General features: G+C 70.8%; 31 protein-coding genes. 13 read left to right on the top strand and 18 right to left on the bottom strand.

Annotated features, from left to right (window positions below):
* Positions 1-64: 64 nt before the first annotated feature.
* Positions 65-682, bottom strand: a complete 618-nt coding sequence (locus SSMG_RS09150) for a Trp biosynthesis-associated membrane protein (RefSeq protein WP_009074971.1) — start codon at positions 680-682, stop codon at positions 65-67.
* Positions 675-2237, bottom strand: a complete 1563-nt coding sequence (locus SSMG_RS09145; RefSeq protein WP_037713065.1) for an anthranilate synthase component I — start codon at positions 2235-2237, stop codon at positions 675-677. Before SSMG_RS09145 ends, SSMG_RS09150 begins: the two co-directional genes overlap by 8 nt.
* Before the next feature lie 96 nt (positions 2238-2333).
* Here SSMG_RS09145 and SSMG_RS09140 point away from each other — a divergent pair, with 96 nt between their 5' ends.
* A complete protein-coding gene (locus tag SSMG_RS09140) occupies positions 2334-2939 on the top strand; it encodes a TetR/AcrR family transcriptional regulator (protein WP_037713064.1) in 606 nt (201 codons plus the stop codon).
* 5 nt (positions 2940-2944) lie between these two features.
* Here SSMG_RS09140 and SSMG_RS09135 read toward each other — a convergent pair whose 3' ends face one another.
* Genes SSMG_RS09135 through hisF form a run of 3 tightly spaced genes read right to left on the bottom strand, consistent with a single transcriptional unit; the run spans position 2945 to position 4433 of the window.
* The gene (locus SSMG_RS09135) at positions 2945-3307 is read right to left on the bottom strand and encodes a DUF1304 domain-containing protein (RefSeq protein ID WP_009074966.1); all 363 of its coding nucleotides are present in this window, start codon (positions 3305-3307) and stop codon (positions 2945-2947) included.
* Positions 3304-3663, bottom strand: a complete 360-nt coding sequence (hisI, locus tag SSMG_RS09130) for a phosphoribosyl-AMP cyclohydrolase (protein WP_009074964.1) — start codon at positions 3661-3663, stop codon at positions 3304-3306. Before hisI ends, SSMG_RS09135 begins: the two co-directional genes overlap by 4 nt.
* Entirely contained in the window at positions 3660-4433 is a 774-nt protein-coding gene (hisF, locus tag SSMG_RS09125; RefSeq protein ID WP_009074963.1) for an imidazole glycerol phosphate synthase subunit HisF, read from the bottom strand. The genes hisI and hisF overlap by 4 nt, the downstream gene beginning before the upstream one ends.
* A 103-nt stretch (positions 4434-4536) precedes the next feature.
* Here hisF and SSMG_RS09120 point away from each other — a divergent pair, with 103 nt between their 5' ends.
* Genes SSMG_RS09120 through SSMG_RS09105 form a run of 4 tightly spaced genes read left to right on the top strand, consistent with a single transcriptional unit; the run spans position 4537 to position 6868 of the window.
* The gene (locus SSMG_RS09120) at positions 4537-5046 is read left to right on the top strand and encodes a SigE family RNA polymerase sigma factor (protein ID WP_086024878.1); all 510 of its coding nucleotides are present in this window, start codon (positions 4537-4539) and stop codon (positions 5044-5046) included.
* Positions 5043-6011 carry a hypothetical protein gene (locus SSMG_RS09115; protein ID WP_009074959.1) on the top strand — a complete coding sequence of 323 codons (969 nt, stop codon included), beginning with the start codon at positions 5043-5045 and terminating at the stop codon, positions 6009-6011. The genes SSMG_RS09120 and SSMG_RS09115 overlap by 4 nt, the downstream gene beginning before the upstream one ends.
* A 16-nt stretch (positions 6012-6027) precedes the next feature.
* Positions 6028-6465 carry a hypothetical protein gene (locus SSMG_RS09110; protein ID WP_009074957.1) on the top strand — a complete coding sequence of 146 codons (438 nt, stop codon included), beginning with the start codon at positions 6028-6030 and terminating at the stop codon, positions 6463-6465.
* A 19-nt stretch (positions 6466-6484) separates the two neighbouring features.
* On the top strand, positions 6485-6868 hold the full coding sequence (locus SSMG_RS09105) for a PPOX class F420-dependent oxidoreductase (protein WP_009074955.1): 384 nt from the start codon (positions 6485-6487) through the stop codon (positions 6866-6868).
* A 1-nt stretch (position 6869) separates the two neighbouring features.
* On the opposite strand, the gene SSMG_RS09100 is transcribed toward SSMG_RS09105, so the two are convergent.
* Complete coding sequence (locus SSMG_RS09100; protein WP_009074954.1) at positions 6870-7214, bottom strand: DUF1330 domain-containing protein; 345 nt, start codon at positions 7212-7214, stop codon at positions 6870-6872.
* 86 nt (positions 7215-7300) lie between these two features.
* Positions 7301-8227, bottom strand: a complete 927-nt coding sequence (locus SSMG_RS09095; protein WP_009074952.1) for a YafY family protein — start codon at positions 8225-8227, stop codon at positions 7301-7303.
* Positions 8228-8315: 88 nt separating this feature from the next.
* On the opposite strand from SSMG_RS09095, the gene SSMG_RS09090 reads away from it, so the two are divergent.
* Positions 8316-8741 carry a VOC family protein gene (locus SSMG_RS09090; protein ID WP_009074950.1) on the top strand — a complete coding sequence of 142 codons (426 nt, stop codon included), beginning with the start codon at positions 8316-8318 and terminating at the stop codon, positions 8739-8741.
* On the top strand, positions 8738-9118 hold the full coding sequence (locus SSMG_RS09085) for a YdeI family protein (protein WP_009074948.1): 381 nt from the start codon (positions 8738-8740) through the stop codon (positions 9116-9118). The genes SSMG_RS09090 and SSMG_RS09085 overlap by 4 nt, the downstream gene beginning before the upstream one ends.
* Here the strand turns inward: SSMG_RS09085 and priA are convergent.
* Together priA and hisH are read right to left on the bottom strand one after the other, a co-directional pair.
* Positions 9084-9815 (bottom strand): bifunctional 1-(5-phosphoribosyl)-5-((5-phosphoribosylamino)methylideneamino)imidazole-4-carboxamide isomerase/phosphoribosylanthranilate isomerase PriA, encoded by a 732-nt coding sequence (priA, locus tag SSMG_RS09080; protein WP_009074946.1) that lies wholly within the window; start codon positions 9813-9815, stop codon positions 9084-9086. The two genes, SSMG_RS09085 and priA, sit on opposite strands and share 35 nt — an antisense overlap.
* A gap of 131 nt (positions 9816-9946) precedes the next feature.
* Positions 9947-10579, bottom strand: a complete 633-nt coding sequence (gene hisH / locus SSMG_RS09075) for an imidazole glycerol phosphate synthase subunit HisH (RefSeq protein WP_009074944.1) — start codon at positions 10577-10579, stop codon at positions 9947-9949.
* Positions 10580-10700: 121 nt separating this feature from the next.
* On the opposite strand from hisH, the gene SSMG_RS09070 reads away from it, so the two are divergent.
* Positions 10701-10886 (top strand): hypothetical protein, encoded by a 186-nt coding sequence (locus SSMG_RS09070; protein ID WP_009074942.1) that lies wholly within the window; start codon positions 10701-10703, stop codon positions 10884-10886.
* Between the two features lie 33 nt (positions 10887-10919).
* Here SSMG_RS09070 and SSMG_RS09065 read toward each other — a convergent pair whose 3' ends face one another.
* Positions 10920-11810: a transketolase family protein gene (locus tag SSMG_RS09065; RefSeq protein WP_009074940.1), complete on the bottom strand. Its 891-nt coding sequence runs from the start codon at positions 11808-11810 to the stop codon at positions 10920-10922.
* Positions 11810-12508: a thiamine pyrophosphate-dependent enzyme gene (locus tag SSMG_RS09060; RefSeq protein WP_009074938.1), complete on the bottom strand. Its 699-nt coding sequence runs from the start codon at positions 12506-12508 to the stop codon at positions 11810-11812. Before SSMG_RS09060 ends, SSMG_RS09065 begins: the two co-directional genes overlap by 1 nt.
* A gap of 53 nt (positions 12509-12561) precedes the next feature.
* On the opposite strand from SSMG_RS09060, the gene soxR reads away from it, so the two are divergent.
* Positions 12562-13023, top strand: a complete 462-nt coding sequence (gene soxR, locus SSMG_RS09055; protein ID WP_037713059.1) for a redox-sensitive transcriptional activator SoxR — start codon at positions 12562-12564, stop codon at positions 13021-13023.
* 46 nt (positions 13024-13069) lie between these two features.
* A complete protein-coding gene (locus SSMG_RS09050) occupies positions 13070-13618 on the top strand; it encodes an RNA 2'-phosphotransferase (RefSeq protein WP_009074934.1) in 549 nt (182 codons plus the stop codon).
* Between the two features lie 262 nt (positions 13619-13880).
* Here the strand turns inward: SSMG_RS09050 and SSMG_RS09040 are convergent, their stop codons facing one another.
* Both SSMG_RS09040 and SSMG_RS09035 read right to left on the bottom strand, forming a co-directional pair.
* Positions 13881-14696: a class I SAM-dependent methyltransferase gene (locus SSMG_RS09040; RefSeq protein ID WP_009074933.1), complete on the bottom strand. Its 816-nt coding sequence runs from the start codon at positions 14694-14696 to the stop codon at positions 13881-13883.
* A gap of 44 nt (positions 14697-14740) precedes the next feature.
* Entirely contained in the window at positions 14741-15322 is a 582-nt protein-coding gene (locus SSMG_RS09035; protein ID WP_009074931.1) for a TetR/AcrR family transcriptional regulator, read from the bottom strand.
* 195 nt (positions 15323-15517) lie between these two features.
* Here SSMG_RS09035 and SSMG_RS09030 point away from each other — a divergent pair, with 195 nt between their 5' ends.
* Together SSMG_RS09030 and SSMG_RS09025 are read left to right on the top strand one after the other, a co-directional pair.
* Positions 15518-17701, top strand: coding sequence for an MMPL family transporter (locus SSMG_RS09030; RefSeq protein WP_009074929.1), 2184 nt, complete (start codon positions 15518-15520; stop codon positions 17699-17701).
* Positions 17702-17733: 32 nt separating this feature from the next.
* On the top strand, positions 17734-18498 hold the full coding sequence (locus SSMG_RS09025) for a hypothetical protein (protein ID WP_009074928.1): 765 nt from the start codon (positions 17734-17736) through the stop codon (positions 18496-18498).
* A 496-nt stretch (positions 18499-18994) separates the two neighbouring features.
* Here the strand turns inward: SSMG_RS09025 and SSMG_RS46055 are convergent, their stop codons facing one another.
* The gene (locus tag SSMG_RS46055) at positions 18995-19153 is read right to left on the bottom strand and encodes a hypothetical protein (RefSeq protein ID WP_009074926.1); all 159 of its coding nucleotides are present in this window, start codon (positions 19151-19153) and stop codon (positions 18995-18997) included.
* 17 nt (positions 19154-19170) lie between these two features.
* Here SSMG_RS46055 and SSMG_RS09020 point away from each other — a divergent pair, with 17 nt between their 5' ends.
* On the top strand, positions 19171-19908 hold the full coding sequence (locus SSMG_RS09020; protein ID WP_009074925.1) for an MBL fold metallo-hydrolase: 738 nt from the start codon (positions 19171-19173) through the stop codon (positions 19906-19908).
* Position 19909: 1 nt separating this feature from the next.
* Here the strand turns inward: SSMG_RS09020 and SSMG_RS09015 are convergent, their stop codons facing one another.
* The 4 genes from SSMG_RS09015 to hisD form a co-directional block, all read right to left on the bottom strand.
* The gene (locus SSMG_RS09015) at positions 19910-20668 is read right to left on the bottom strand and encodes a HEAT repeat domain-containing protein (protein ID WP_009074923.1); all 759 of its coding nucleotides are present in this window, start codon (positions 20666-20668) and stop codon (positions 19910-19912) included.
* A gap of 77 nt (positions 20669-20745) precedes the next feature.
* Entirely contained in the window at positions 20746-21345 is a 600-nt protein-coding gene (hisB, locus tag SSMG_RS09010) for an imidazoleglycerol-phosphate dehydratase HisB (RefSeq protein WP_009074922.1), read from the bottom strand.
* Positions 21342-22451, bottom strand: a complete 1110-nt coding sequence (locus tag SSMG_RS09005) for a histidinol-phosphate transaminase (RefSeq protein ID WP_009074920.1) — start codon at positions 22449-22451, stop codon at positions 21342-21344. Before SSMG_RS09005 ends, hisB begins: the two co-directional genes overlap by 4 nt.
* Positions 22448-23773 (bottom strand): histidinol dehydrogenase, encoded by a 1326-nt coding sequence (gene hisD / locus SSMG_RS09000; protein ID WP_009074919.1) that lies wholly within the window; start codon positions 23771-23773, stop codon positions 22448-22450. Before hisD ends, SSMG_RS09005 begins: the two co-directional genes overlap by 4 nt.
* Positions 23774-23809 lie beyond the last annotated feature (36 nt).

Below are 23809 nucleotides of genomic sequence, written 5' to 3'. Positions count from 1 at the left end.
CCGCCGAAACGATGCTAACCCCCGCTCGATGACCGGCCGGTCCCGGGTTGCTCAGCGACGGCGCTCAGCGACGCGGATCCGGCGGATCGGTCGGGTCGTCCCCCTCCGACAGCGCCTCCCACAGCTCGGTGTCCGGATCCTTCCGCGCGGCCTTGGCTCCCGGAGCGGCGTAACGGGCCCCGAGCTTGCGCGCGGCTCCCGCCCGCTTGACCGCTGCCAACCCGCCGAGCGCGACGAGAATTCCGCCGAGGACGGCGATCAGGTGGCCGAGCACGATTTCCGTGCCGGGCAGCCCGGGCGCGAACCCGCCGAAGCGGATCCCGTCCACGCCGCTCCAGACGCCCGCGGCACCGGCGAGCACCAGCACGATCCCGAGCACGCGGCGCAGCCAGCCGCCGGTCGCGATCGCCCCGGCGACGCCCGCGAGCGCGAGGAGCGCGAGCGGCACGAGCGCGGTGGCGCGCTGCTCGCCGGGTTCGGTGTACAGGACCGTGCCGCGCACGCCCTCGTCGCGGAATTCGGCGAACCACACCATCCGCGACGCTCCCCACAGCGCCAATGCGCCGAGCAGCAGGGCGAGAATGATCGTCCACAGTGGACGCTTCGCCTTCCCGCCGCCCGCGGGCCGGGCTTCCGCCGCGGCGCCGCCCGGTGGTTCCGCCTCCTCGGACCGCTCAGACACCGGCCGCGTCCTCAGCTGGGTCCAGCTCCCCCGCCGGGATCATCGTGCCCGCCGCGGCGATCGCGGACAGCACGGTCCGGGCCTTGTTGAGCGATTCGGTGTCCTCGTAGTCCGGCACCGAGTCCGCGACCACGCCGCCGCCCGCTTGGACGTAGGCGGTCCCGTCGCGCATCAGCGCGGTGCGGATGGCGATCGCCGTGTCCGCGTCGCCGGCGAAGTCCAGGTAGCCGACCACGCCGCCGTACAGCGCGCGGCGCACCGGTTCCAGCTCCTCGATCAGCTGCATCGCCCGGACCTTCGGCGCGCCGGAAAGGGTGCCCGCCGGGAAACAGGCCGCGACCGCGTCGAACGCCGTGGCGTCGTCCTTCAGCTCGCCGGTCACCGTGGACACGATATGCATCACGTGGCTGTAGCGCTCGATCTGGAAGAAGTCGACCACGTGCACGGAGCCCGGTTTGCAGACCTTGCCGAGGTCGTTGCGGCCGAGGTCGACGAGCATCAGGTGCTCGGCGCGTTCCTTCTCGTCCGCGAGCAGGTCCTTGGCCAGCTGCGCGTCCTCCTCCGGATCCGCGCCCCGCCAGCGGGTGCCCGCGATGGGATGCGTGGTGGCGCGGCCGTCGCGGACGGTCACCAGCGATTCCGGGCTGGAGCCGACGATGTCGAAGCCCTCCAGCCGCAGCAGGTACATGTACGGGCTCGGGTTGGAGGTGCGCAGGACGCGGTACACGTCGAGCGCGTCGGCCCCGGTCTCGATCTCGAATCGTTGCGACGGCACGATCTGGAACGCTTCGCCGGCCTTGATCGCCTCGACCGCCTTGTCGACGGCCGCGTGGAAGTCTTCCTTGCTGCGGTGGCGGCGGAATTCCGGCGCGGGCCGGTCGAACGTCACGACGGTCGGCGGGGCGGGCACGCGCAATTGCTCGGTCATCGCGGACAGCCGGGCCAGCGCGTCGTCGTACGCGGCGTCCACGCGCTCGGCGGAATCGTCCCAGTTGACCGCGTTGGCGATCAGCGTGACGGTGCCCTCGTGGTGGTCGAACGCGGCGAGATCGGTGGCGAGCAGCATGGTCAGCTCGGGGATGTCGAGGTCCCGTTCGGCCAGCTCGGGCAGCTTTTCCAGCCAGCGCACGGAATCGTAGCCGAGGTAGCCGACCATCCCGCCGGTCAGCGGGGGCAGGCCGGGCAGCGGTTCGGTGTGCAGCGCCTCGACGGTCGCGCGCAGCACCTGCAGCGGGTCGCCTTCGGTGGGCAGGTTGTCCGGCGGGGTGCCGGTCCAGACCGCCTTGCCGTCGCGGACGGTCAGCGCGGCCGGGCTGCGCACGCCGACGAACGACCAGCGCGACCACGATTTCCCGTTCTCGGCCGATTCGAAGAGGAACGTGCCGGGCCGGTCGGCGGCGAGCTTCCGGTAGATCCCGAGCGGGGTCTCGCCGTCGGCGAGCACCCGGCGCACCACGGGGATCACGCGGCGGCTCTCGGCCAGCGCGCGGAACTCGGCGCGGGACGGGGTGACCGGGCCGGGCCCGGCCGTGGACGAGGCTGCTGAGCTGACCATGCGCTTCATTGTGCCGCTACGGCCGCGTCCGCCGGTCGGCGGGCTCTCAATTCAATGACTGTTGAATTCGGCGTGGCGACCGGTCAAGATGGTCCGGTGAGCACGGAAGACACTACCGCGCGCCGCCGCGGCCGCCGCCCCGCTGGTCAGGACACCCGGGCGGTGCTGCTCGAAGCGGCCCGCGCGGTGTTCGCCGAGAACGGCTACGAACGCGCGACGGTCCGCTCGATCGCCGCGCGCGCCGGGGTCGACGCGGCCATGGTCAACCACTGGTTCGGCGGCAAAGAAGGCCTGTTCGCGCAAGCGGTGCTGAAACTGCCCTTCGAACCGGCGGAACTGGTCACCGTCCTGCGCGACGGTCCGGTGGACGAACTGGGCGTCCGGATCGCGCGCACTTTTCTGACCCGCTGGGACGGCGCGGGCGGCGACACGTTCCAGGCGCTGATCCGCAGCATCGCCGGCCACGAGGCGGCGAGCACCGTGCTGCGCGAGTTCTTCCTGCAGTTTTTCACCAGCCTGCTGAGCGACCTCGGCGGCGACCGGCACGAGCTGCGGGTGGCGTTGTGCGCGTCGCAGCTGGTGGGGATGGGACTGGTCCGGTACGTGGCGCGGTTCCCGCCGATGGTGGAGGCGGAGGTGGACACGCTGATCGCGGCGGTGGCGCCGACGCTGCAGCGTTATCTCACCGGGGACATCGACTAGCGCGCTCAGTGCGACAGCAGCAAGATAAGCAGCGCCAGCCCGCCCGGCAGCACCTGAACCAGCAGGATCCGCTTGGACGACGTCACCGCGCCGTACAAACCGGCCACGATCACGCACGCCAACCCGTACAGCTTCAACTGGAAGCCCGCCGGGTCTGCGGCGATGAGCCCCCAGATCAGCGCGGCGGCGAGAAACCCGTTGTACAGCCCCTGATTCGCGGCGAGCGTCTTGCTCTCGCGGGCGAATTCCTCGGTGGTGCCGAAGGCCGCGCGCGCCCGCGGCGTGGTCCACAAAGCCATCTCCAGCACCACGATGTACAGGTGGATCAGGGCGACCAGCCCGACGAGGACGTTCGCGACGACGGTCATCGCTCGCTCTCGTCCGCGAGCAGCAGCCGTTCGTCGGTGTCGAAACACGTGTGCGTGCCGGTGTGGCAAGCCGGACCGGTCTGGTCCACCCGCAGCAGCACCGTGTCGCCGTCGCAGTCGATGCGGACCTCTCGCACGTGCTGGACGTGCCCCGAGGTCTCCCCCTTCACCCACAGCTCCTGACGGCTGCGCGACCAGTACGTGCCGCGGCGCGTGGTGAGCGTGGACTCCAGCGCCTCGTCGTTCATCCACGCCATCATCAGCACGTCGGACGTCGCGTGGTCCACGACGACAGCCGCGATCAGGCCGTCCGCGTTCCATTTCACCCGGGCGGAAATCTCCGGCGAAAGGCTCATCGCACGACCACCCCGCCGGTGCGCAGCGCGCCCTTCACGTCGCCGATCGTCAACTGTCCGAAGTGGAATACGCTCGCCGCCAGCACCGCGTCGGCGCCGGCTTCCACGGCGGGCAGGAAGTGTTCGGGCGCGCCCGCGCCGCCGCTGGCGATCACCGGGACGCGCACCGCCTTGCGGACCAGGCCGATCAGCTCCAGGTCGAAGCCGGTTTTGGTGCCGTCCGCGTCCATCGAGTTGAGCAGGATCTCGCCCACGCCGAGTTCCTCGCCGCGCGCCGCCCATTCCACCGCGTCGATGCCGGTGCCACGCCGGCCGCCGTGCGTGGTGACCTCGAAACCGGACGCGGTCGGTTCGCTGCCTTCGGGCACTCGCCGCGCGTCGACGGACAGCACGACGCACTGGGCCCCGAACCGGCGCGACGCCTCGCGCAGCAGCTCCGGACGGGCGATCGCGGCCGTGTTGATGCTCACTTTGTCCGCGCCGGTGCGCAGGAGCCGGTTGACGTCGTCGGTCGAGCGCACGCCGCCGCCGACGGTCAGCGGGATGAAGACCTGCTCGGCGGTGCGGCGGACCACGTCGAAGGTGGTTTCGCGGTCGCCGGAGGACGCGGTGACGTCGAGGAAGGTCAGCTCGTCGGCGCCCTCCGCGTCGTACCTGCGCGCCAGCTCCACCGGGTCGCCCGCGTCGCGCAGGTCGGCGAAGTTGACGCCCTTCACGACCCGGCCCGCGTCGACGTCGAGACAGGGAATCACCCGAACCGCCACAGCCATGCCGTCCAGCCTAGTCGGCCGCCCGGTCAAGCCCGCGCGACGGCTTCGTCACTCCTTTTCGGATCCGAAGCATCAAAACGGGGTGCTCGCGCGTCTGAGGATCGTGACGACCGGTTTCGACGATTTCGTGGCGGAACGCCTCGACGGGCTGCTGCGCTACGCGACCGTCCTCGCCGACGACCCGCACCTGGCGCAGGACATCGTGCAGGACGTGCTCCTGCGCGCGCAGCAACGCTGGGCGAAGATCGATTCGCCGCCCACCTACGTCCGCCGGATGATCACCAACGAATACCTGTCGTGGCGCCGCCGCGCCGCCCGCCGCGTGGTGCCGTCGAACCACACGGTGCTCGACGCGCTCGGGCCGCCGACCGCCGATCCCAGCACCGCCTACGACGAACGCGACGAAATGCTCGCTCTGCTGGCCACGCTGCCGCGGAAACAGCGCGCCGCGGTCGTCCTGCGCTACTACGAGAACTACACCGACGCCGAGATCGCCGATTTCCTCCGCTGCGGCGTCTCGACCGTGCGCAGCCAGATCTCGCGCGCGCTGGCGACGCTGCGCGCCGGCCTGCCCTCGTTGCCGACCGCCCTCACCACCGGAGCAGGAGAATGACCCCCTCGAACGAGACCGAGACGCTGGTGCGCGACAGCCTCGAACGGCTCGCCGAGCGGGCGCCGGACGGCCACGAGGTGCTCAACGCGCTCGCCCGGGCCCGCCAGCGCCGACGCCGTCCTCGCCTCGCGCTCGTCGCCGCTGCCGCCGCGGTGATCGCGGTCGCCGCCGGGGTGCCACTGGTGGTCAGCACGGTCACCGAAGCGCCCGCGCAGCTCACGCCCGCCGCCGGGCGGCCGGTGCTCGCGTACACGCCGGGTTGGCTTCCGGACGGCTTCACCGAGCAGTACCGCTCCGGCGGCCCCGGGAACGCCGCGCAGGTGCGGCAATGGCAGTCCGGCGCGAGCCGGGTGGAGCTCGCCGCGCATTCCACGGCCGATCCCGAATGGGCGCAGACCGCGCTGCGCATCTCGGCGCTTCGGGACCAGGTCGTCGTGCACGGCCGGGTCGCCATGGTGACCGGGCCGAACGACACGATCGCCACGCTGACCTGGATGCCGGACGACCACTACGTGCTGACCGCCAAGGTCGAAGGCGTCCCGGACGCCCGCGCGGTGGCCGAGCAGGTGGCCGATTCGGTGACCGTCGAACCAGTCCGGATCCGCGGCGAGGCACGGTTCGGGCCGCTGCCCGCCGGTCTCCGCGAGGAGGCCACGACGGTGCGCGGCAGCAACGCCGACACCGCGACGACCGTCCTCGACGCGAGCGGCCCGGCCGGCAAGGTGCGCGTGACGGTCGGCGGCGCTACCCCGGCCCTCGGCGGCTCCGGGCCGGTGCCGGTGCGCGGCCTCCCCGGGGCTTACCTGCCCGCCGCCGGACCGGCCGACGCGCAGGTCGCCGTGCGCTTGCCGGCCGGACGCTGGCTGACCGTCTCCGGCCGGTTGCCGCGCGAGCAGCTCGTCGCGGTGGCGGACGGGATCGTGCTCGATCCGGCGCCGGAATACGCGTGGCTGGGCGCCCGCTGACCGCTACCGTGAAGCCATGTCCGAACTGGGGGAGTCTCGGAGCACGCTTTCGCGGGCTGCGTACGCCGTCGGAATCGGCGCCGCGATCATCGCCGTTCTGGTGGCCTGGTGCGTCGGGGCCAACTACCTCGCCCAGCTGACCGCGGGCGAGCAGCTGACCTGCCGGTTGCGCGCTCTCCTGCCGTGGTCGGGCCTGGGCGTGACGCTGTGGCAGGTCAGTTCTCTCGTGCTGTTCCTTCTCGCCGGTGCCGGGATTTCCGCGCTGCTCGGGCGAATCGGGGTGCGAAAGGCGACGCTCGGGGTGTGCGCGGGCCTGGTCGTGCTGTTCACCTGGGGATATGTCGCGGCGACCCACGTGGTGATGGAGAAGGTGGCTGCCCACGGCACCTCGGTCGCCGTGCCGACGGCGCCTCCCGGCTCGCCGCCGCCCGCGGATCGCTGCCAGGCGCGGTGACGCCGTCTACCGTAGGGCTATGTCCGAACTGGAGCGTCTCGGCGCCGAGAAGTACGTCGTGCTGACCACTTTCCGCCGCGACGGCCGCGCGGTCCCGACCCCGGTGTGGGCCTCCCGCGACGGCGGCGAACTCGTGCTGTTCTCCGAACGCACCGCGGGCAAAGTCAAACGAATCCGCAACAACGGCGAGGTCCGGCTGCAAGCCTGCGACGTCCGCGGCCGCCGCGTGCACGGCGCTCAAGTGCGCGGCACCGCCCGACTGCTCGATGCCGCCGACACCGAGCGCATCCGCGGAGTCATCGCGCGGGATTACGGCATCGTCGGACGCGTGACCATGTTCTTCAGCCGCCTCCGCGGCGGACCCGAGCGGACGATCGGGATCGCGGTCAAGATCGCCGAGTAATTCACCGGGCCGCCTCGCGAAGCCGGGCGCCCATCGCGGCCGAATCGTGGTCCGGACCGCAGCCGTCGGCCAGGATCACGTCGCCCACCAGGTGGTTGGTGCGCAGGGGCAGGATCTTGGGGTAATCCGCCGAGGCGTACCACTCCTCGGCTGCGGTGAAGTCGGGGAATTCGATCACGACGGTCGCACCCGGCCAGCTGCCTTCCAGCACGCGGGTCTGTCCGCCATGGACCAGGAAGCGGCCCTGGAAAGGGTCGAGCGTCGCCTGGATCAGCTCCATGTACTCGTAGACCTCGGCGTCCACGGTTCCGGGCTGGCGGAGGTGGGCGATGGCGTAAGCGGTCATGTCCGACTCCTCGAATGGATTTCGTTGCCTGCCAAGCAATCCTCGCCGCTGCCATGCATGGAGTCGATTACCTCGCGGGTAATCGTTCAGCCCCCATAGCGGTCCGTCAGTTCGCGCCCGATGCGAGCGAGTTCGGCGCGGACCGGTTCCGGTTCCACCACCTCGACCAGGTTTCCCCATCCGGCCAACTGTTCCGCGAGGGAGCGCACCCAGTGCGCAGCCACCTTCACCCGAACCCGGCCGTCCTGCTCCCCGAGCACCTCGCAATGCCGACCGAAATGCGAGCGCAGCACGGACAGGTACCGCGCGTCGGTCAGCACCGTCGCGGACACGAGCGAACGCCGCTGCTCCATCTCTTCGACCACCCGCGCCCACTGTTCGCGGAGATCGAAGTCGTCCGGCCGTTCCGAGGGCAGGTCGGTGGTCTCCGCCTTCGACATCCGGTCGACGCGGAAAGTCCGTTGTCCCGCAGGGGTTCCGGCGATCAGATACCAGACGCCGTCCTTGTCGGCGAGGCCGTACGGATCGACCAACCGGCTTTTGCCGCTGTAGTCGAACCGCACCTTGCGCCGCCGCACGACCGCCTGCTGCAGGGACTGGACGAGCGCGGGCGGCTCACGATCGTGCTCGCCCCATCCCGCCGGATCGGACACGACGGCGCGCGCGGCGGCTTCGGCGTCGGCCCGGAACGTGGCGGGCAGCGCGCGGACGAGCTTGCGCAGTGCAGACGACAGTTCCGGACCGCCGGACGCCGCCGGTCCCAGCATCAAGAACAACGCCTGGGACTCGGCCGCGGTCAGCCCGCTGAGGTCGGTGCGGGCCCCGCCGACGAGCGACCATCCGCCGCCGCGTCCGGGCTGCGGATAGACCGGGATCCCGGCCGCCGACAACGCCTCCAGGTCGCGGCGGGCCGTGGCCACGGAGATCTCCAGGTCCTCGGCCAGTTCGGCGGCGGTCACCCGGCCGCGGGCCTGGAGCAGGAGGACGGCAGCGACAAGACGGTCAGCGCGCATGTTTTCGATTCTCTCCCCAAAGTGCTCAGAAGATGAGCACTTTGGCCGAGAAGCTAGTTCCACAAACCGAGCAGACAAGGAATCAGAGATGCTTCGAGGACTCAGCACCGTCACCTTCTACTCCCCCGACTTCGACGCGGCGAAGCGCTGGTACACCGACCTTCTCGGCGTCGCGCCGTATATGGACACGCCCGCGTACCTGGAGTGGCGAATCGGCGACTACCAGCACGAATTCGGCATCGTGCACAGCTCCTACGCCACCAGCGAACTGTCCCGGACCGCCGATCTGGCCACCGTCGGGCAGCCCGCGGGCGCGGTCGTGTTCTGGCACGTCGAGGACGTCCCCGCGACGCTCGAACGTGTCGTCGCGATGGGCGCGAAGGTCCACGACGCCCCGCGCGACCGCGGCACCGGATTCATCACCGCGTCGGTGATCGACCCGTGGGGCAACGTTCTCGGCCTGATGTACAACCCGCACTACGTGTCGGTCCGGGAAGCGCTGGTGCAGGCATGACGCACTTCCCCGACGCCGCGGCGTGGCGGAACTGGCTGGCCGAGCACCACGATTCCGCCACTGAGATCTGGGTGGTGCTGGCGAAAAAGGGCACGCCCGGTCTCACCTACGAGCAGGCACTGCAGGAAGCGCTCTGCTACGGCTGGATCGACGGCCTGACCCGCCGTTGCGACGATTCCACCTACACCCAGCGGTACACGCCGCGCCGGCCGAAAAGCCCGTGGTCGCCGCGAAATCTGGCCCGGGCCGAGCGGCTCCGGCAGGAAGACAGGATGCGCCCGGCCGGGCAGCTCGCGCTCGACCGGGCCGCGGTTCCGGCTTGTCGTCCGCTGCGCGCCGCCGTCAGCGGACCGCGGCGAGGGCTTCCGGCAGGGTGAAAGCGCCCGCGTACAGCGCCTTCCCGACGATCGAACCCTCGACGCCGTCCGACGCCAGCGCGGCCAGCGCGCGCAGATCGTCCACACTGGACACTCCGCCGGAGGCGATCACCGGGGCGTCGGTGCGCGCGGTGACCTCGCGCAGCAGGTCCAGGTTCGGGCCGCGCAGCGTGCCGTCCTTGCTCACGTCGGTGACGACGTACCGGCTGGCCCCGTCGCGGTCGAGCCGCTCCAGAACCTCCCACAGGTCGCCGCCGTCGGACGTCCAGCCGCGCGCGGACAGCCGGTGCCCGGCCTCGGTGATCCGCACGTCGAGCCCGATCGCGACGCGGTCGCCGTATTCGGAGACGACCTTCGCCGTCCAGTCCGGGTCCTCGAGCGCCGCGGTGCCGAGGTTGACCCGCCGCGCGCCGGTGGCGAGCGCCGCCTCGAGCGACGCGTCGTCGCGGATGCCACCGGACAGCTCCACCTGCACGTCGAGCCGCTTGACGACGTCGGCGAGCAATTCGCGGTTGCTGCCCTTGCCGAACGCCGCGTCGAGGTCCACGAGATGGATCCACTCGGCCCCGTCGCGCTGCCACTGCAGGGCGGCCTCGAGCGGACTGCCGTAGGAGGTCTCGGTGCCCGCCTCGCCCTGGACGAGTCGGACCGCCTGGCCGTCGGCAACATCAACTGCGGGAAGGAGCGTGAAAGTCACGCGCACAGACTAAGCGGCGGGGCCGGGCGCGCCTTCCGGGGGATGTGCGCGCACTCGGAGCGGCGGCTCAGCAGCGCGGGCAGAGTGAGCAGCAGCACATCTGCCGGTCGCCACCGCGTTCCCGCTCCCGGCTACGCCAGCGTGCCCAGCCAGTTGCGCAACAGCTGCGCGCCCGCGTCCCCGGACTTCTCCGGGTGGAACTGGGTCGCCCACAGCGGCCCGTTCTCCACCGCCGCGACGAAGTCCTCGCCGTGGTTCGCCCAGGTCACCTTGGGCTGCTGGCCCGCGAGGCCGGAGTCCAGGTCCCACGTGCGCGCCGCGTAGGAGTGCACGAAGTAGAACCGCTCGGCGGGGTCGATCCCGGCGAACAGCTGCGAATCGGCGGGCGCGCGGACGGTGTTCCAGCCCATGTGCGGGAGCACGTCGGCGTGCAGGCGCTCGACCGTGCCCGGCCATTCGCCGGTGCCCTCGGTCTCCTCGCCGTGCTCGACGCCGCGCGAGAACAGGATCTGCATGCCGACGCAGATGCCCAGCACCGGACGTCCGCCGGCCAGCCGTTTGCCGATGATCCGGTGCCCGTGCACGCCCAGCAGCCCGCTCATGCACGCCGAGAACGCGCCGACGCCGGGCACCACCAGGCCGTCGGCCTCCAGCGCGGCATGCGGGTCCGCGGTGACCTCCACCTCGGCGCCCGCGCGCGCGACGGCGCGCTCGGCGGAGCGGAGGTTTCCGGAGCCGTAATCGAGGATCACCACACGAGACACAACCCGAGCCTAGCCTCCCGGGGAATTTCGTTCCGAGCCCGTTTCGTTCTCGCCCCGAACGGGTACCCACGAAGCTATGTGCGGGCGCGGCCGGCGCCCCCGGACCCGGAAAGAGGACGAAATGTCCGAGTCCGATCTGCTCTGCCGGATGTTCCAAGCATGGCGGGAAGACATCGACAGCGTGCCGTTCCCGCAGTTCAGGGAGCTCACCATCCCGCTGCAGAAGACTCGCGCGGAGGTCGATCGCGCGCGCCGGTCGACCGCGCAGACGGCGCCTCCCGCGCGCCGTGCCGACGGCGGCTGGTGACCCCGGGCGGTTGCCCGCTGCCGAGGTCCCGGCTCATCCGGTGAAGAATTCCTTGAGGGACAACGCGATCGAACCCGCGTCGAGCCCGTGCACGAGATCGTGGTCGGCGAGCGTGCCGTAAATCCGCACTTCGGTGTCCCGGCGCGTGCCGAGGTTCAGCAGCCGGTGCGGCCGGTCCGCGAGCGCGTCGGCGACGCAATGCGCGGAAGTCCCCTTGAGATACGGCTCTACCAGCGCCACCTCCGCCACGTCTGTCACCGCGGCGCGCAGTCCTTCGACATCGAACGGGCGCACCGTCGAGGTGTAGAGGACCGTCACGTCCATGTCCTCGGTCGCCTCCAGCACCCGGTCCAGCATCGGCCCCACCGCGATCACCACGCCGCGCGCGCCCCGGTGGATCGTCTGAAGCCCGACGCCGAGGTGCGGTTCGGAGTTCTCCTGGGCGGACAGCCGCAGGTACGTCCGGCTGTCGCCAGGCACCGAATCGAGCAGCAGCCGCCGCGCCTCCTCGGGATGGCCGGGAATGTGCACGTACCAGCCGGGCAGGGAGTCGATCAGCGCGACGTCGCCGGGTGCCTGGTGCGTGCGGCCTTCCATCGGCATGTCGTAGGACGCGCCGTAGGACACCAGCACCGCGCCGAGTTCCTGGTGGCTGAGGTCCAGTTTGATCTGCTCGAAGGCGCGCTCCACGAGGAACGCGTTGAAGGTGTGCACGATCGGCCGCAGCCCGGCGAGGGCGAGCCCGGCGCCGGTGCTCACGAGCAGCTGCTCGCGGATCCCGACGTTGAGCACCCGGTCCGGATGCCGGCGCGCGGCCTCGGCCAGCGCCGCGGTCGAGATGTCGGCGAGGACGATCGCCACGTCCGGGTCGGAGTTGACGATTTCTTCGGCGGTGGCCAGGAAGGTGTCCCGCATGTTCGGCATCAGTGCGCGCCTTTCGGTTCGACGACGGCGACGACCGCGAGCGGCCGTCCGGGATGAGGGGTGGTGAACGCGTCGTACAGCGCTTCGTGATCGCGGCCGGAGACCGTCCGCACAGCCCAGCCTTCGGTTTCGAACCGGCGCGCGATGCCGCCTGGCCAGCCGTGCGTCGAGGACTGGTTGTCGATGACCACGGTGGTCAGTTTGTCGAGCCCGAGCCGCGCGGCGACGACGATCGCCTCGTGGTTGGAGCCCTCGTCGAGTTCGGCGTCGCCGATCAGCGTGACGATGCGCGAGCTGAACCGGCGGGCGCGCAGGCCGAGCGCGGTGCCGACGGCGATCGGCAGGCCGTGCCCGAGCGAACCGCTGGAGATTTCGACGCCCGGCGCGCGCATGCGGTCGGGATGATGGCCGAGCCGCGAACGCGCCGAACTCCAGCCGGCGAGTTCGTCCTCGTCCAGCCACCCCTTCGCGACGAGCACGGCGTAGTACGCCATCGGCCCGTGGCCCTTGGACAGCAGGAACCGGTCGCGGCCGGGCCGCCGGGCGGTGTCCGGGCCGAGGTCCAGGACGCGGTCGAACAGCACCCACAGGACGTCCACTGTGGACTCCGCGGCCGCGTGGTGTTTGTCGTCGCCGGTCATCAGCGAGATCAGCCGGGGCAGGTCCGCGTAGCCCGGCTCGGAGGTCGTCGTGGTCATGGTCCGACGATGCAACCTCGACCAAACTGAAGGTCAAGCGCTAACCTGAAGCAATGACGAGGTTGGCGGACAAGCTGAGCATCGGCCAGGTCGCGGAACGCAGCGGAGTCCCGCACACGGCGCTGCGGTTCTACGAGGAGCGCGGCCTGATCACCTCCGAGCGCTCGGCGGGCAACCAGCGCCGCTACGCGCGTTCGGTGCTGCGGCGGATCGCGTTCATCCGCGCCGCGCAACGGGTCGGGCTGTCGCTGGAAGACATCAGCGCGGCGCTGGAGACGCTGCCCGCCGACCACGCGCCGACGAAGGCGGACTGGGCCCGGCTGTCGCGCGAATGGCAGACCGAACTCGACGCCCGGATCGACGCGCTGCAGCGGCTGCGGGACCGGCTGACCGGATGCGTCGGCTGCGGATGCCTGTCGCTGCGCAGCTGCGGCCTGTACAACGCGGACGACGAACTCGCCCGGTTCGGGCCCGGGGCCAGCAAGCTCCGCCCGGTGCTGGAGGGCGGGATCTGAATTCCGTTGCGCGGCAGGGCTTCGGTGTGGGTTACTACGGGCAGCAATGAACGAGAAATCTCGAACCCGAGTATCCAAAAGACTGTCCCGGCACCTGCGCCACGACCCCGGCGGGCTCGGCCTCACGCTCGCGCCCGGCGGCTGGGTCCCGGTCGACGAACTCCTCGCGGCACTGGCCCGCAACCGGTTTCCGGTGAGCCGCGCGGAACTGGACGAGGTCGTCGCGAACTGCGCCAAACAGCGGTTCGCCTTCGACGGGACGGGCACGCTGATCCGCGCCAGCCAGGGGCACAGCGTGCGCGTGGATCTGGAACTGTCGGACGCGGTGCCGCCGGAAATCCTCTACCACGGCACGGCGACGCGGTTCCTGCCCTCGATCCGGGCGGAGGGATTGCGCCCGATGAAACGGCACGCGGTGCATTTGTCCGCGACCCGCGAAACGGCGTGGAAAGTCGGTTCGCGACACGGGAAACCGGTGGTGCTGACGGTCGCGGCCGGGGAAATGGCCGCGCGCGGGCATGTGTTCCAGGTGAGCGACAACGGAGTGTGGCTCGCTCCGGCGGTTCCGGCGGAGTTTCTGACGGTGGCCGAGTAGCGCATACTGAGCCTGCCGTGCCGGTTTCGGCGACCCGGCACAGGATCTCGCCGTGCGGGATCGCGAACCAGCCGTCCGGGTCAGCCCGCCCACGCACGCCAACCCTCAAGCCGATCCGGCTCGGCGATCGGCGGCTGCAGCGATGCCCGGCGTGCCGCCGTTTCCGCTCCATCGTCCGGGTCTCCGCAGACCAACTGACCGCCGAGGAACTGCGCGCGGCGAAAGCGCGCAAGGACTCCCGGCTGCCGTAATCCGTCGCGTTTCAACCGGATTCGGCGACCCGGCACAGGATCTCGCCGTGTGGGATCGCGAACCAGCCGTCCGGGTCGGCCGCCCACGCGCGCCATCCCTCGGAAATCTCGCGGAGGCCTTCGGCGGACGCGTGCCCGCCCGCCACGGCCTGCTCGGCGATCTTGGAGTCCAGGATCCGGTCCGCCCACATGCCGCCCCACCACGCGCGTTCCTCCGGCGTGGAATGGCTCCAGATGGAGGCGCTCGGCGTGACGTCGCGCGCGCCCGCGGCGTGCGCCCAGGCCAGCAAGCGCCGTCCGGCGTCCGGCTCGGCGCCGTTGCCGTGCGCGACCGCGCGGTACACCTCCTGCCAGCGGTCCAGCCGCGGATCCGCCGGCCACCAGAACGCCGCGGCGTAGTCGGTGTCGCGGGCGGCGACCACACCGCCGGGCTTGGCCAGCGCCAGCATGTGCCGCAGCGCTTCCACCGGTTCGGTCAGGTGCAGCAACACCTGGTGCGCGTGCACGACGTCGAACCGGCCGACCGCTGGAGCCGCCGTGATGTCGGCGCGCTCGAACCGGACGTTGGACACGCCTTCGCTCCGCGCGTGCGCCCGCGCTTGCTCCAGCACGGTTTCCGAGACGTCGATGCCGACGACCTCGCCCGGGGCCACTCGGCGGGCGAGGTCCACCGTGATCGTCCCGGGGCCGCAGCCGACGTCGAGCACACTGCGTCCGGGAAGCAGTTCGGGTGCCAGGTAGGCCGCCGAATTGTCGACGGAACGCCAGAGTTGAGACCGTACAACGCTTTCCGCGTGCCCCTGCCCGTAAGCGCTCTCCGAAGACATGCTCCGAGACTAGGAGCGTGTTCCCAAATAGTGCAACAGACTTCTCAGCAGTTGAGACGACGCCGCGGTCGGCCGAGCAGCCGCCGCCCCACCCCGATCAGCTCCTGGCGCAACGTTTCGTCGTCCACCTCGGCCAGATCGGGCGCCCCGCCCGCCATCGCGATGCCGGTGAACGCCACGATCGCCGTCACGCGGGCGGTCACGTCCGGCTCCGGTCCCCCGGCGACGATCGAGATCAGCGCCTGCTTGAACCCTTCGACGCCGTGCCGCGATTTCGCGAGCGCCGCGTCGATGCCCGGGTCGCTGGAGAACAGCGCGACCAGCACCCGGTGCCGCACCACGAGATCGACGAAACCGTCCAGCAGATGGTCGACGCGCGCGCCGTGCCGCCGGTGCTTCGCCGCCTCGACGACCAGCTCGTCCAGTTCCCGGATGCCCGGCTCCGCGACCGCCTCGGTGATCTCCGCCTTCGTCTTGAAGTGGTAGTACACCGCGGCCTTCGTGACGCCCAGCTCGTCGGCGATCATCTGCAGCGACGTGCCCTCCACGCCGTGCTCCGCGAACAGCCGCAGCGCAGTGGCGAGCAGCCTGGTCCGGGTGTCCGCGACCGGTTCGACGGTCGTCATCGCGCCCTCCTCGTCAAGCGGAGTGCGCTGCTCCGCAGCACACCATGGTACTTGCCGAGCGACTAGGCCGAAACTTGCCGTGCGGCTAGTCACATCCTAGCCGATCGGCTTGGCAGCTCCTTGCCGAATGGCTAGCTTCGAAAGGGCGATTCCCAGTGCGGAGAGCCCGCTTCGGGCGCGAAACGGAGACGACTCGTGGCACCCTTCCTGTACCGGCTCGGCAGGCTGTCGTTCCGCCGCCGGGTCCTCGTGGCGGCGGTTTGGGCGCTTGTCCTCGCGGCGGTGGGCGCGGGCGCGCTCACGCTGTCGGGCAAGCTGTCCGATTCGGTGACCATCCCCGGCACCGAATCCCAGCAGGCGATCGACCGGCTGGCCGAGCACTTCCCGCAGGCCGCGGCGGGCGGCGGCACCGCGCGGGTGGCGATTGCCGCGCCGGAGGGGCGGAAGGTCACGGATCCGGCGGGTCAGGCGGCGGTCGAGTCGGTGGTGGGGAAGCTGCGGTCGGCGCCGAAGGTGGCGGGGGTGGTGGATCCGTTCCAGGCGAGGTCGGTGTCGCCGGACGGGCGGGTCGCGCTCGCGCAGGTGAGCTATCAGGTCAAGGGTTTCGAACTGTCCGACAGCGACCGGCAGGCGCTGCTGGCGACCGGCGATCACGCGAAGCAGCTGGGGTACCGGGTCGAGTACGGCGGGGACGCGGTGCAGGGGATCCCGGCGACCGGGGCCACCGAAGGACTCGGCGTCGCGGTCGCGGCGGTCGTCCTGATCATCACGTTCGGGTCGTTGCTGGCGGCGGGGATTCCGTTGCTGACCGCGCTGGTCGGGGTCGGGGTCGGGATGGCGGGCATCATGCTGGCTTCGGGGTCGATGGAGCTGAACTCCAACACCCCGGTGCTGGCGTTGATGATCGGTCTCGCGGTCGGGATCGACTACGCCCTGTTCATCGTCTCCCGTTACCGGCACGAGCTGGCTGAGGGCCGCGACCCGGAGGACGCCGCCGGGCGCGCGGTCGGCACCGCGGGTTCCGCGGTGGTGTTCGCCGGGCTGACGGTGGTCATCGCGCTCGCCGGGCTGACCGTGGTCGGGATCCCGTTCCTGGGCCAGATGGGCGTCGCTGCCGCGGCGACGGTCGTGGTCGCGGTGCTGATCGCGTTGACGCTGCTGCCCGCGGTGCTCGGCTTCGCTGGCGCCCGCGTCGCCCGCAGCAAGATCCGGGTGCGCCGCCGCACCGAGGGCCCGACGCACGGCGAACGCTGGGCGCGTTTCGTGGCGCGGCACCGGGTCCCGGTCCTGCTGACCGCGCTCGTCGGACTGGCCGTGGTCGCGATTCCCGCTTTGAGCATGCAACTCGGCCTGCCCAACGACAGCACCGCCGCGCCGGACACCACCCAGCGCAAGGCCTACGACCTGGTCTCCGCCGGTTTCGGCGAGGGCGCGAACGGGCCCCTGCTGGTCGTGGTCGACACCGGCCCGAACCGCAATCCGGACGCGGTGAAGCAGGCCGCCGCGGACATCGGCAGGCTGCCGGACGTCGCCGCGGTGACGCCGCCGCGCGTCAATCCCGCCGGCGACACCGCGCTGCTGACGGTGATCCCGAAAAGCGGCCCGAGCAGCACGCAGACCGAAGACCTCGTGTCCGCGATCCGCGCGCAATCCGCTCCGCTGCAGGACAAAACCGGCGGCAGCCTCGCGGTGACCGGGCAAACCGCGGCCAACATCGACGTCTCGCAGAAACTGTCCGACGCGATGCTGCCCTACCTCGCGTTGATCGTCGGGCTCGCCTTTGTGCTGCTGATGCTGGTCTTCCGGTCGGTCGTCGTGCCGTTGAAGGCGACGCTGGGGTTCCTCGGCTCGGTGGTCGCGACCTTCGGCGCCGTCGTCGCGGTCTTCCAATGGGGCTGGCTCACCGACCTGCTCGGCGTCGCCTCGACCGGCCCGATCATGAGCATGCTCCCCATCCTGCTCATCGGCGTCCTGTTCGGACTCGCCATGGACTACCAGGTCTTCCTCGTGACCCGCATGCGCGAGGAACACGTCCACGGCGCCGAACCCCAGGAAGCGATGGTCACCGGATTCCGCCACGGCGCCCGCGTCGTCGTCGCCGCCGCGCTCATCATGATCTCGGTCTTCGCCGGGTTCGTCCTCGCCGAATCGACCCTCATCCAGTCGATCGGGTTCGCGCTCGCCTTCGGCGTCCTGATCGACGCCTTCGTCATCCGGATGACCATCGTGCCCGCCGTCATGTCCCTGCTCGGCCGCCGCGCCTGGTGGCTGCCCACCTGGCTCGACCGGATCCTGCCCAACGTCGACGTCGAAGGCGAAGGCCTCGTCCGCGAACTCGGCATCCCCGGCGACGACGAACGCGAACTCACGCGGGTCTGATTTTTGTCGGTGCTGGTTCGTACCCTGTTTTCATGATCGAGGAGACGGTACGGACTTGGGTAGCGGGATGGGCGTTGTCCCGGCGGACGCCGCCACCGGTCGAAAAGCCGTGGGGGTATTACATCGAGGTGCCGGACAACCCCGCGCAGGTCGGCAGGCATGTTCTGCCGTTGGCTGAGGAATCGCTGGTCCGCGCCGCCGCCGGGGCGGTCAGCGAACCTCGGACGTGGCTGAAAACGCCCGCCGAGCCGGAAACCATCGAACCGTGGCTCCCGGACGGCTGGGTGGTTGCCTGGGGCGAGACTGGCCATCTGATGGCGACGGACCTGCTGGCTACGCATCCGGTGGCGCCGGAGGGCTACACGGTTTCCGCGGAAGTCAGCGGTGCCGTCACGTTCCTCCGGGTCCTGGACGCGGCGGGCGCGCAGGCGGCGAAGGCCCAGATGGCGCGAACGGGCGATGCGGTGATCGTGGACCAGGTGAAGACCGAGGAGCCCCACCGACGACGCGGATTGGGCGGCTTCGTGATGCGCTGGCTCGCCGACCGCGGTTTCGGACGGGGCCGGGCTCGGCATTCTCGGGGCTACCGATGCCGGGAGGGCGTTGTACGAGACGTTGGGGTGGAAGAAGCACGCGACGTTGGCTGCGTGCGTTTATCAGCCGTTGGAGGCGTAATCCCGGGGTGCGTTGCGAATGAGGGGAGGGCCGCGCTGGTCGCAGCGAAGCATATGCCGGAAGCCTGCGGGCCCGCGCAGTTGCCAGGAAGCGGCTGCCAAGTGCGGGAAATTCCACGCTAAGCCGCGGGAACACTCGCACCAAGTGCAGGCGAGCACCTGGTGCCAGTCGCCGGGAGGCACCCGTCAGGTGCGGGCACGCGCCGCGCTAGCCGCCAGGAGGCGATTGGCAGGCGTCAGGCGGTCGCCGCTAGCCGCAGGAACACGCGCACCAAGTGCAGGCGAGCACCTGGTGCCAGTCGCCAGGAGGCACCCGCCATGTGCGAGCAAGCGCCGCGCTAGCCGCCAGGAGGCGATGGGCAGGCGTCAGGCGGTCGCCGCTAGCCGTGAGAGGAATCGCGCTAGCTGCGGAGGTGGCATACGCGCGTCGGAGGTGGGCGAAGTCTGCGCTAGTCACCGGAAGGCACGCGGCAGGAGCGAGCAGGGCCGCGTCAGGAGAGGAGATTCGCGCTAGTCGCGGGAAGCCGAGCGGTCCGCGCTAGTGGTCGGTATGCACGTTAGGGACGGGCAAGGTCCACGGTAGTTGCCGAGAGCGTCAGGCTAACGAGCCCGGCGGTGGTCAGCTGACCAGCCAGGCGATCGCCCCGCCAATAGCCAGCACCGCGGCGACGCCCAGCACCACGGCGAAGAACTTCGCGGTCTTCCACAGCGAGTAGACCCCGCCGGCCAGGAAGCCGCCGAGGGCCAGCAGCAGGACCGCGATCAGTTCTTTGCTCACAGGGGTTAGCGTGCCACATGGCTTTCACCGTGACGGTACTGGGCAGCGCGACGCCGTACCCGCGCCCGGACGCGCCGTGTTCCGGGTATCTGGTGCGCCGCGACGACACCGCGATCTGGCTCGACGCCGGGCCCGGCACCCTCGCTGCCCTGCAGGAACACGTCTCGCCGACGGCGCTGGACGCGATCTGGATCTCGCATCTGCACGCGGACCACGTCGCGGACCTGTTACCGGCGGTGTACGCGCTGTTGTTCGCCGACCTGACCCTGCGAAAGCCGATCCCCCTCTACGGCCCGCCCGGCACCGCGGCGCGGATTTCCGCGTTTCTGAGCAACACCGGGCGCGCGCCGATCGAGGAGGCGTTCTCCGTCCGGGAAGTGCACGACGGGCATCAGACGCGGGTCGGCGGTCTGCGCCTGGAGACGGTGGCCGTGTCGCACGGGTTTCCGGCGTTCGGCGTGCGGATCACTGACGGGGAGCGGACTTTCGCGTACTCCGGCGACACCGGGCCCTGCGACGCGCTTTCGCAACTGGCAGAGGGAACAGACCTGTTCTTGTGCGAGGCGGACAGCATCGAACCGTCCGCGGAACATCTGACTCCGGCCGAAGCGGGCCGTGCAGCGGCGGGTGCCGCGCGGTTGGTGCTCACGCATCTCGGCCACACGGTAACCCCGCGCGACGCGGTTCGCCTTGCCGCCGAACACTTTCCCGGGCCGGTCGCATACGCCGCGCCGCGCACGGTGTTCCGCGTGTGAATCAGATCGTGAGATCCCCCGCCCAGATCCGTTTCAGGGGCGGAACATCGCCCTGCCTGATCCGCGCCCACTCCCGCTGGTCCCGGGACGACTTCGGCCGGTGCTCCTCCAGCACCTCGAACTCCCCCAGCGAACCCAGCGCTCGCGCCGCGGCGATCCTCGTCTCCCGAAGGGTGTCCTGGAGGAGATCGATCAGCAACTCCCGGACAGGATTCGATCGCACTGCTTCACGCAAGCCAGCGTTGCCCAGCCTGCGGACCGCGTGCACGCCGAGCGTGCGCACTGCGGAAAAGCGGTCCTTCAACGCCTTCGCCAAGGGATCAAGCGCACTGACCTCTCCGGAATCCCCCAGTCCGATTGCCGCGTCCATCCGCACCACAGTGGGATAACAGTCGAGGACCCGCTCGTACTGGCCCACTGGGTCCAGCCGACGGAGGCGGCTGAAGCCGAAGTAGTACCGGGTGACGATCGGAGCCTTGACCGGCCAGGACGGTCGGCGGTCCGCAGCTCTGACGTGTCCGCCCGGGACGGCGTCGAGCAGCGGAGCCGGATCACGGTCGCGGTCGCGCTCCGCGAGAATCCGGATTGCCAGCGCGACTGCTTTGGCCGACCACAACCCGCGGGTCAGCAACTCCAAGAGCGCGTCGTCGATTCCCGCTTCTTCGGTTCGGACAAGCTCCGTCGCCAGTGCCGCCGCCTGCGAATCGGGAGCGCGCAGTATTTCCTTGAGCGCACCGCGCACGTCCATCCCGCCTCGCATTCCCAGTCTCCAGCAGAAGCAGAAGTCCCCGGGCGCGCCAGCAAACGACGCCGCGCCCGGGGACCGCGGAGGAAGCCTTAAAGAACGCCCTTCGTGGACGGAATCCCGCCCACCCGCGGGTCCGGTTCCGTCGCCGCCCGCAGTGCCCGCGCGACGGCCTTGTACTCCGCCTCCGCGATGTGGTGCGGGTCGCGGCCGTGGATGACGCGGACGTGCAGAGCGATCTGCGCGTGGAACGCCAGCGAATCGAAGACGTGCCGGGTCAGCACGAACGGGTAGTTGTTGCCGATGGTGAACGTGTTGAACTGCTCCGGTTCGCCCACGTGCACGCAGTACGGGCGGCCGGAGACGTCGATCGCCGCGTGCGCGAGGGTTTCGTCCATCGGGATCCACGCGTCGCCGAACCGGCGGATGCCGCTCTTGTCGCCCAGCGCCTGCCGTAGCGCCTGGCCGAGCACGATCGCAGTGTCCTCGACGGTGTGGTGCGCGTCGATGTGGACGTCGCCGGTCGCTTCGACCTTCAGGTCCAGCGAGCCGTGCACGCCGAACGCGGTGAGCATGTGGTCGTAGAACGGCACGCCGGTGGCGATCTCCACCTGACCGGTCCCGTCGAGGTCCAGCTGGACCAGGATGGACGATTCCTTGGTGGTGCGCTCCACCTTGCCGACGCGGCTCATCGCTTGATTTCCTTACTCGCCTCGAGAAAGGCGTCGTTCTCCTCCGGGGTGCCGACGGTCACCCGCAGGTGGCACTCGATGCCCACGTCCCGGATCAGCACGCCGTGGTCCAAATAGGACTGCCAGCTGGCCGGCGCGTCGCTGAACTGTCCGAACAGGACGAAGTTGGCGTCGCTCGGCACCGGGGTGAACCCCAAGCCCAGCAAGGCTTCCACGACGCGGTCGCGTTCGGCGGAGAGCTTGTGCACCGACGCGAGGGTGGCGTCGGCGTGCCGGAGGGCGGCCCGGGCGGCCGCCTGGGTGACCTTGGAAAGGTGATACGGCAAGCGGACGAGCTGCAGAGCGTCCACAATGGCCGGTGCGGCGGCGAGGTAGCCCAGCCGTCCGCCGGCGAAGGCGAACGCCTTGCTCATCGTGCGCGACACGATCAGCTTCGCCGGGTACTCCGCGATCAGCTCGATCGCGCTGGCCTGCGAGGAAAACTCCGCGTACGCCTCGTCCACCACGACGATCCCCGGGGCCGCGTCGAGCACGCCGCGCAGCTGGTCCAGCGGGATCGACCCGCCGGTCGGGTTGTTCGGGCTGGTCACGAAAACGATGTCCGGCTTCCGCTCGGCGACCGCCTTGGCCGCCTGCTCGGTGTCGAGCGAGAAGTCCGCGCGGCGCGGCACCGGCAGCCAGTCGGTGCGGGTGCCGGTCGCGATGATCGGGTGCATCGAGTACGACGGCTCGAAGCCCAGCGCGGTGCGGCCGGGGCCGCCGAACGCCTGCAGGATCTGCTGCAGGATCTCGTTCGACCCGTTCGCCGCCCACACGTTCGCCTCGGACAGCACGACCCGCGTGGACACCGTGAGGTAGTCCGCCAGATCGGTGCGCAGCGCCACCGCGTCGCGGTCCGGGTACCGGTGCAGCGACGCGGCTTCGGCCCGCACGGCCTCGGCGACGTCGGCGACCAGCTCGGGCGGCGGCGGGTACGGGTTTTCGTTGGTGTTGAGCCGGATCGGGACGTCCAGCTGCGGCGCGCCGTACGGGGTGCGGCCCCGCAGGTCCTCGCGCAGCGGGAGGTCGGCGAGGGTGACCTCGCCGCCGGGGGTGGCTTCGTTCATCGGCCGTCTCCTTCGAAACGCGCGGTGACGGCTTCGCCGTGCGCGGGCAGGTCTTCGGCGTTCGCGAGGGCGACGACGCGGGGGGCGATTTCGCGCAGGGCGTCCTCGGAGTAGTCCACGACGTGGATCCCCTTCAGGAAGCTCTGCACCGACAGACCCGAGGAGTGCCGGGCGAACCCGCCGGTGGGCAGCACGTGGTTCGAGCCCGCGCAGTAGTCGCCCAGCGAAACCGGGGCGTACGCGCCGACGAAAACCGCTCCGGCGTTGCGCACCCGCGCGGCCACCTCGCGGGCGTTCGCGGTCTGGATTTCCAGGTGCTCGGCGGCGTACGCGTCCACGACGCGCAGTCCGTCGTCCACAGTGGACACCAGGATGACGCCGGACTGCTTGCCGCCCAGCGCTTGGCCGACCCGCTCGGAGTGCTTCGTCGCGGCGACGCGCTCGGCCAGCTCGGCCTCGACGGCGTCGGCCAGCTCCTCCGAGGTGGTCACCAGGACGCTCGCGGCCAGCGGGTCGTGCTCGGCCTGGCTGATCAGGTCGGCGGCGACGTGCGCCGGGTCGGCCGTCTCGTCGGCGAGGATCGCGATCTCGGTCGGACCGGCCTCGGAGTCGATCCCGATCACGCCGCGGACCAGGCGTTTGGCCGCGGTGAGGAAGATGTTGCCCGGGCCGGTGACGATGTCGACCGGGGCCAGCTCGGCGCCGTCGGTGTCGACACCGCCGTACGCGACCAGCGCGACCGCCTGCGCGCCGCCGACCGCCCAGACCTCGTCCACGCCGAGCAGCGCGGCCGCGGCCAGGATCGTCGGGTGCGGCCGCCCGCCGAACGCGGCCTGCGGCGGCGAGCACACGACCAGCGAGCGCACGCCGGCCAGCTGCGCCGGGACGACGTTCATCACCACGGTCGACGGGTACACCGCCAGCCCGCCCGGCGCGTACAGGCCGACGCGCTCGACCGGCACCCAGCGCTCGGTGACCGTGCCGCCGGGGACGACCTGCGTCGTGACGTCCTGGCGGCGCTGGTCCGCGTGCACCTTCCGGGCGCGCTTGATGGACTCCTCGAGCGCGGCGCGGACCTGCGGGTCCAGCTCGGACAGCGCCTTGGCCAGCTCCTCGGCGGGCACCCGGACCGTCTCCGGGCGCACCTTGTCGAACCGCTCGGTGAACTCGAGGACCGCCCCGACCCCGCGGTCCCGCACCGCCTCGACGACCGGCCGGACCTGATGCAGCGCCGCGTCCACGTCGTACTCGGCGCGCGGAAGCGCGGCACGGAGTTCGGCAGCGGAGGGGACCTGCCCGCGCAGGTCGGTGCGGTTCAACATGGACACCAGGGTACGAGGTGGCCCGCGCGGTCCCGG

Origin of the sequence: Streptomyces sp. AA4, from assembly GCF_000158875.1 — a bacterium.
Taxonomy (GTDB): Bacteria; Actinomycetota; Actinomycetes; order Mycobacteriales; family Pseudonocardiaceae; genus Amycolatopsis.
This window is presented reverse-complemented; position numbering and strand designations above follow the sequence as displayed.

Bases quoted from the DNA above. Each gene is read 5' to 3' on its own strand.
- SSMG_RS09145 (WP_037713065.1), bottom strand. From the start codon at position 2,237: ATGGTCAGCTCAGCAGCCTCGTCCACGGCCGGGCCCGGCCCGGTCACC.
- SSMG_RS09135 (WP_009074966.1), bottom strand. From the start codon at position 3,307: ATGACCGTCGTCGCGAACGTCCTCGTCGGGCTGGTCGCCCTGATCCAC.
- hisI (WP_009074964.1), bottom strand. From the start codon at position 3,663: ATGAGCCTTTCGCCGGAGATTTCCGCCCGGGTGAAATGGAACGCGGAC.
- hisF (WP_009074963.1), bottom strand. From the start codon at position 4,433: ATGGCTGTGGCGGTTCGGGTGATTCCCTGTCTCGACGTCGACGCGGGC.
- SSMG_RS09115 (WP_009074959.1), top strand. From the start codon at position 5,043: ATGACCCCCTCGAACGAGACCGAGACGCTGGTGCGCGACAGCCTCGAA.
- SSMG_RS09110 (WP_009074957.1), top strand. From the start codon at position 6,028: ATGTCCGAACTGGGGGAGTCTCGGAGCACGCTTTCGCGGGCTGCGTAC.
- SSMG_RS09105 (WP_009074955.1), top strand. From the start codon at position 6,485: ATGTCCGAACTGGAGCGTCTCGGCGCCGAGAAGTACGTCGTGCTGACC.
- SSMG_RS09100 (WP_009074954.1), bottom strand. From the start codon at position 7,214: ATGACCGCTTACGCCATCGCCCACCTCCGCCAGCCCGGAACCGTGGAC.
- SSMG_RS09095 (WP_009074952.1), bottom strand. From the start codon at position 8,227: ATGCGCGCTGACCGTCTTGTCGCTGCCGTCCTCCTGCTCCAGGCCCGC.
- SSMG_RS09090 (WP_009074950.1), top strand. From the start codon at position 8,316: ATGCTTCGAGGACTCAGCACCGTCACCTTCTACTCCCCCGACTTCGAC.
- SSMG_RS09085 (WP_009074948.1), top strand. From the start codon at position 8,738: ATGACGCACTTCCCCGACGCCGCGGCGTGGCGGAACTGGCTGGCCGAG.
- SSMG_RS09070 (WP_009074942.1), top strand. From the start codon at position 10,701: ATGTCCGAGTCCGATCTGCTCTGCCGGATGTTCCAAGCATGGCGGGAA.
- SSMG_RS09065 (WP_009074940.1), bottom strand. From the start codon at position 11,810: ATGCCGAACATGCGGGACACCTTCCTGGCCACCGCCGAAGAAATCGTC.
- SSMG_RS09060 (WP_009074938.1), bottom strand. From the start codon at position 12,508: ATGACCACGACGACCTCCGAGCCGGGCTACGCGGACCTGCCCCGGCTG.
- soxR (WP_037713059.1), top strand. From the start codon at position 12,562: ATGACGAGGTTGGCGGACAAGCTGAGCATCGGCCAGGTCGCGGAACGC.
- SSMG_RS09050 (WP_009074934.1), top strand. From the start codon at position 13,070: ATGAACGAGAAATCTCGAACCCGAGTATCCAAAAGACTGTCCCGGCAC.
- SSMG_RS09040 (WP_009074933.1), bottom strand. From the start codon at position 14,696: ATGTCTTCGGAGAGCGCTTACGGGCAGGGGCACGCGGAAAGCGTTGTA.
- SSMG_RS09035 (WP_009074931.1), bottom strand. From the start codon at position 15,322: ATGACGACCGTCGAACCGGTCGCGGACACCCGGACCAGGCTGCTCGCC.
- SSMG_RS09025 (WP_009074928.1), top strand. From the start codon at position 17,734: ATGATCGAGGAGACGGTACGGACTTGGGTAGCGGGATGGGCGTTGTCC.
- SSMG_RS09020 (WP_009074925.1), top strand. From the start codon at position 19,171: ATGGCTTTCACCGTGACGGTACTGGGCAGCGCGACGCCGTACCCGCGC.
- SSMG_RS09015 (WP_009074923.1), bottom strand. From the start codon at position 20,668: ATGCGAGGCGGGATGGACGTGCGCGGTGCGCTCAAGGAAATACTGCGC.
- hisB (WP_009074922.1), bottom strand. From the start codon at position 21,345: ATGAGCCGCGTCGGCAAGGTGGAGCGCACCACCAAGGAATCGTCCATC.
- SSMG_RS09005 (WP_009074920.1), bottom strand. From the start codon at position 22,451: ATGAACGAAGCCACCCCCGGCGGCGAGGTCACCCTCGCCGACCTCCCG.
- hisD (WP_009074919.1), bottom strand. From the start codon at position 23,773: ATGTTGAACCGCACCGACCTGCGCGGGCAGGTCCCCTCCGCTGCCGAA.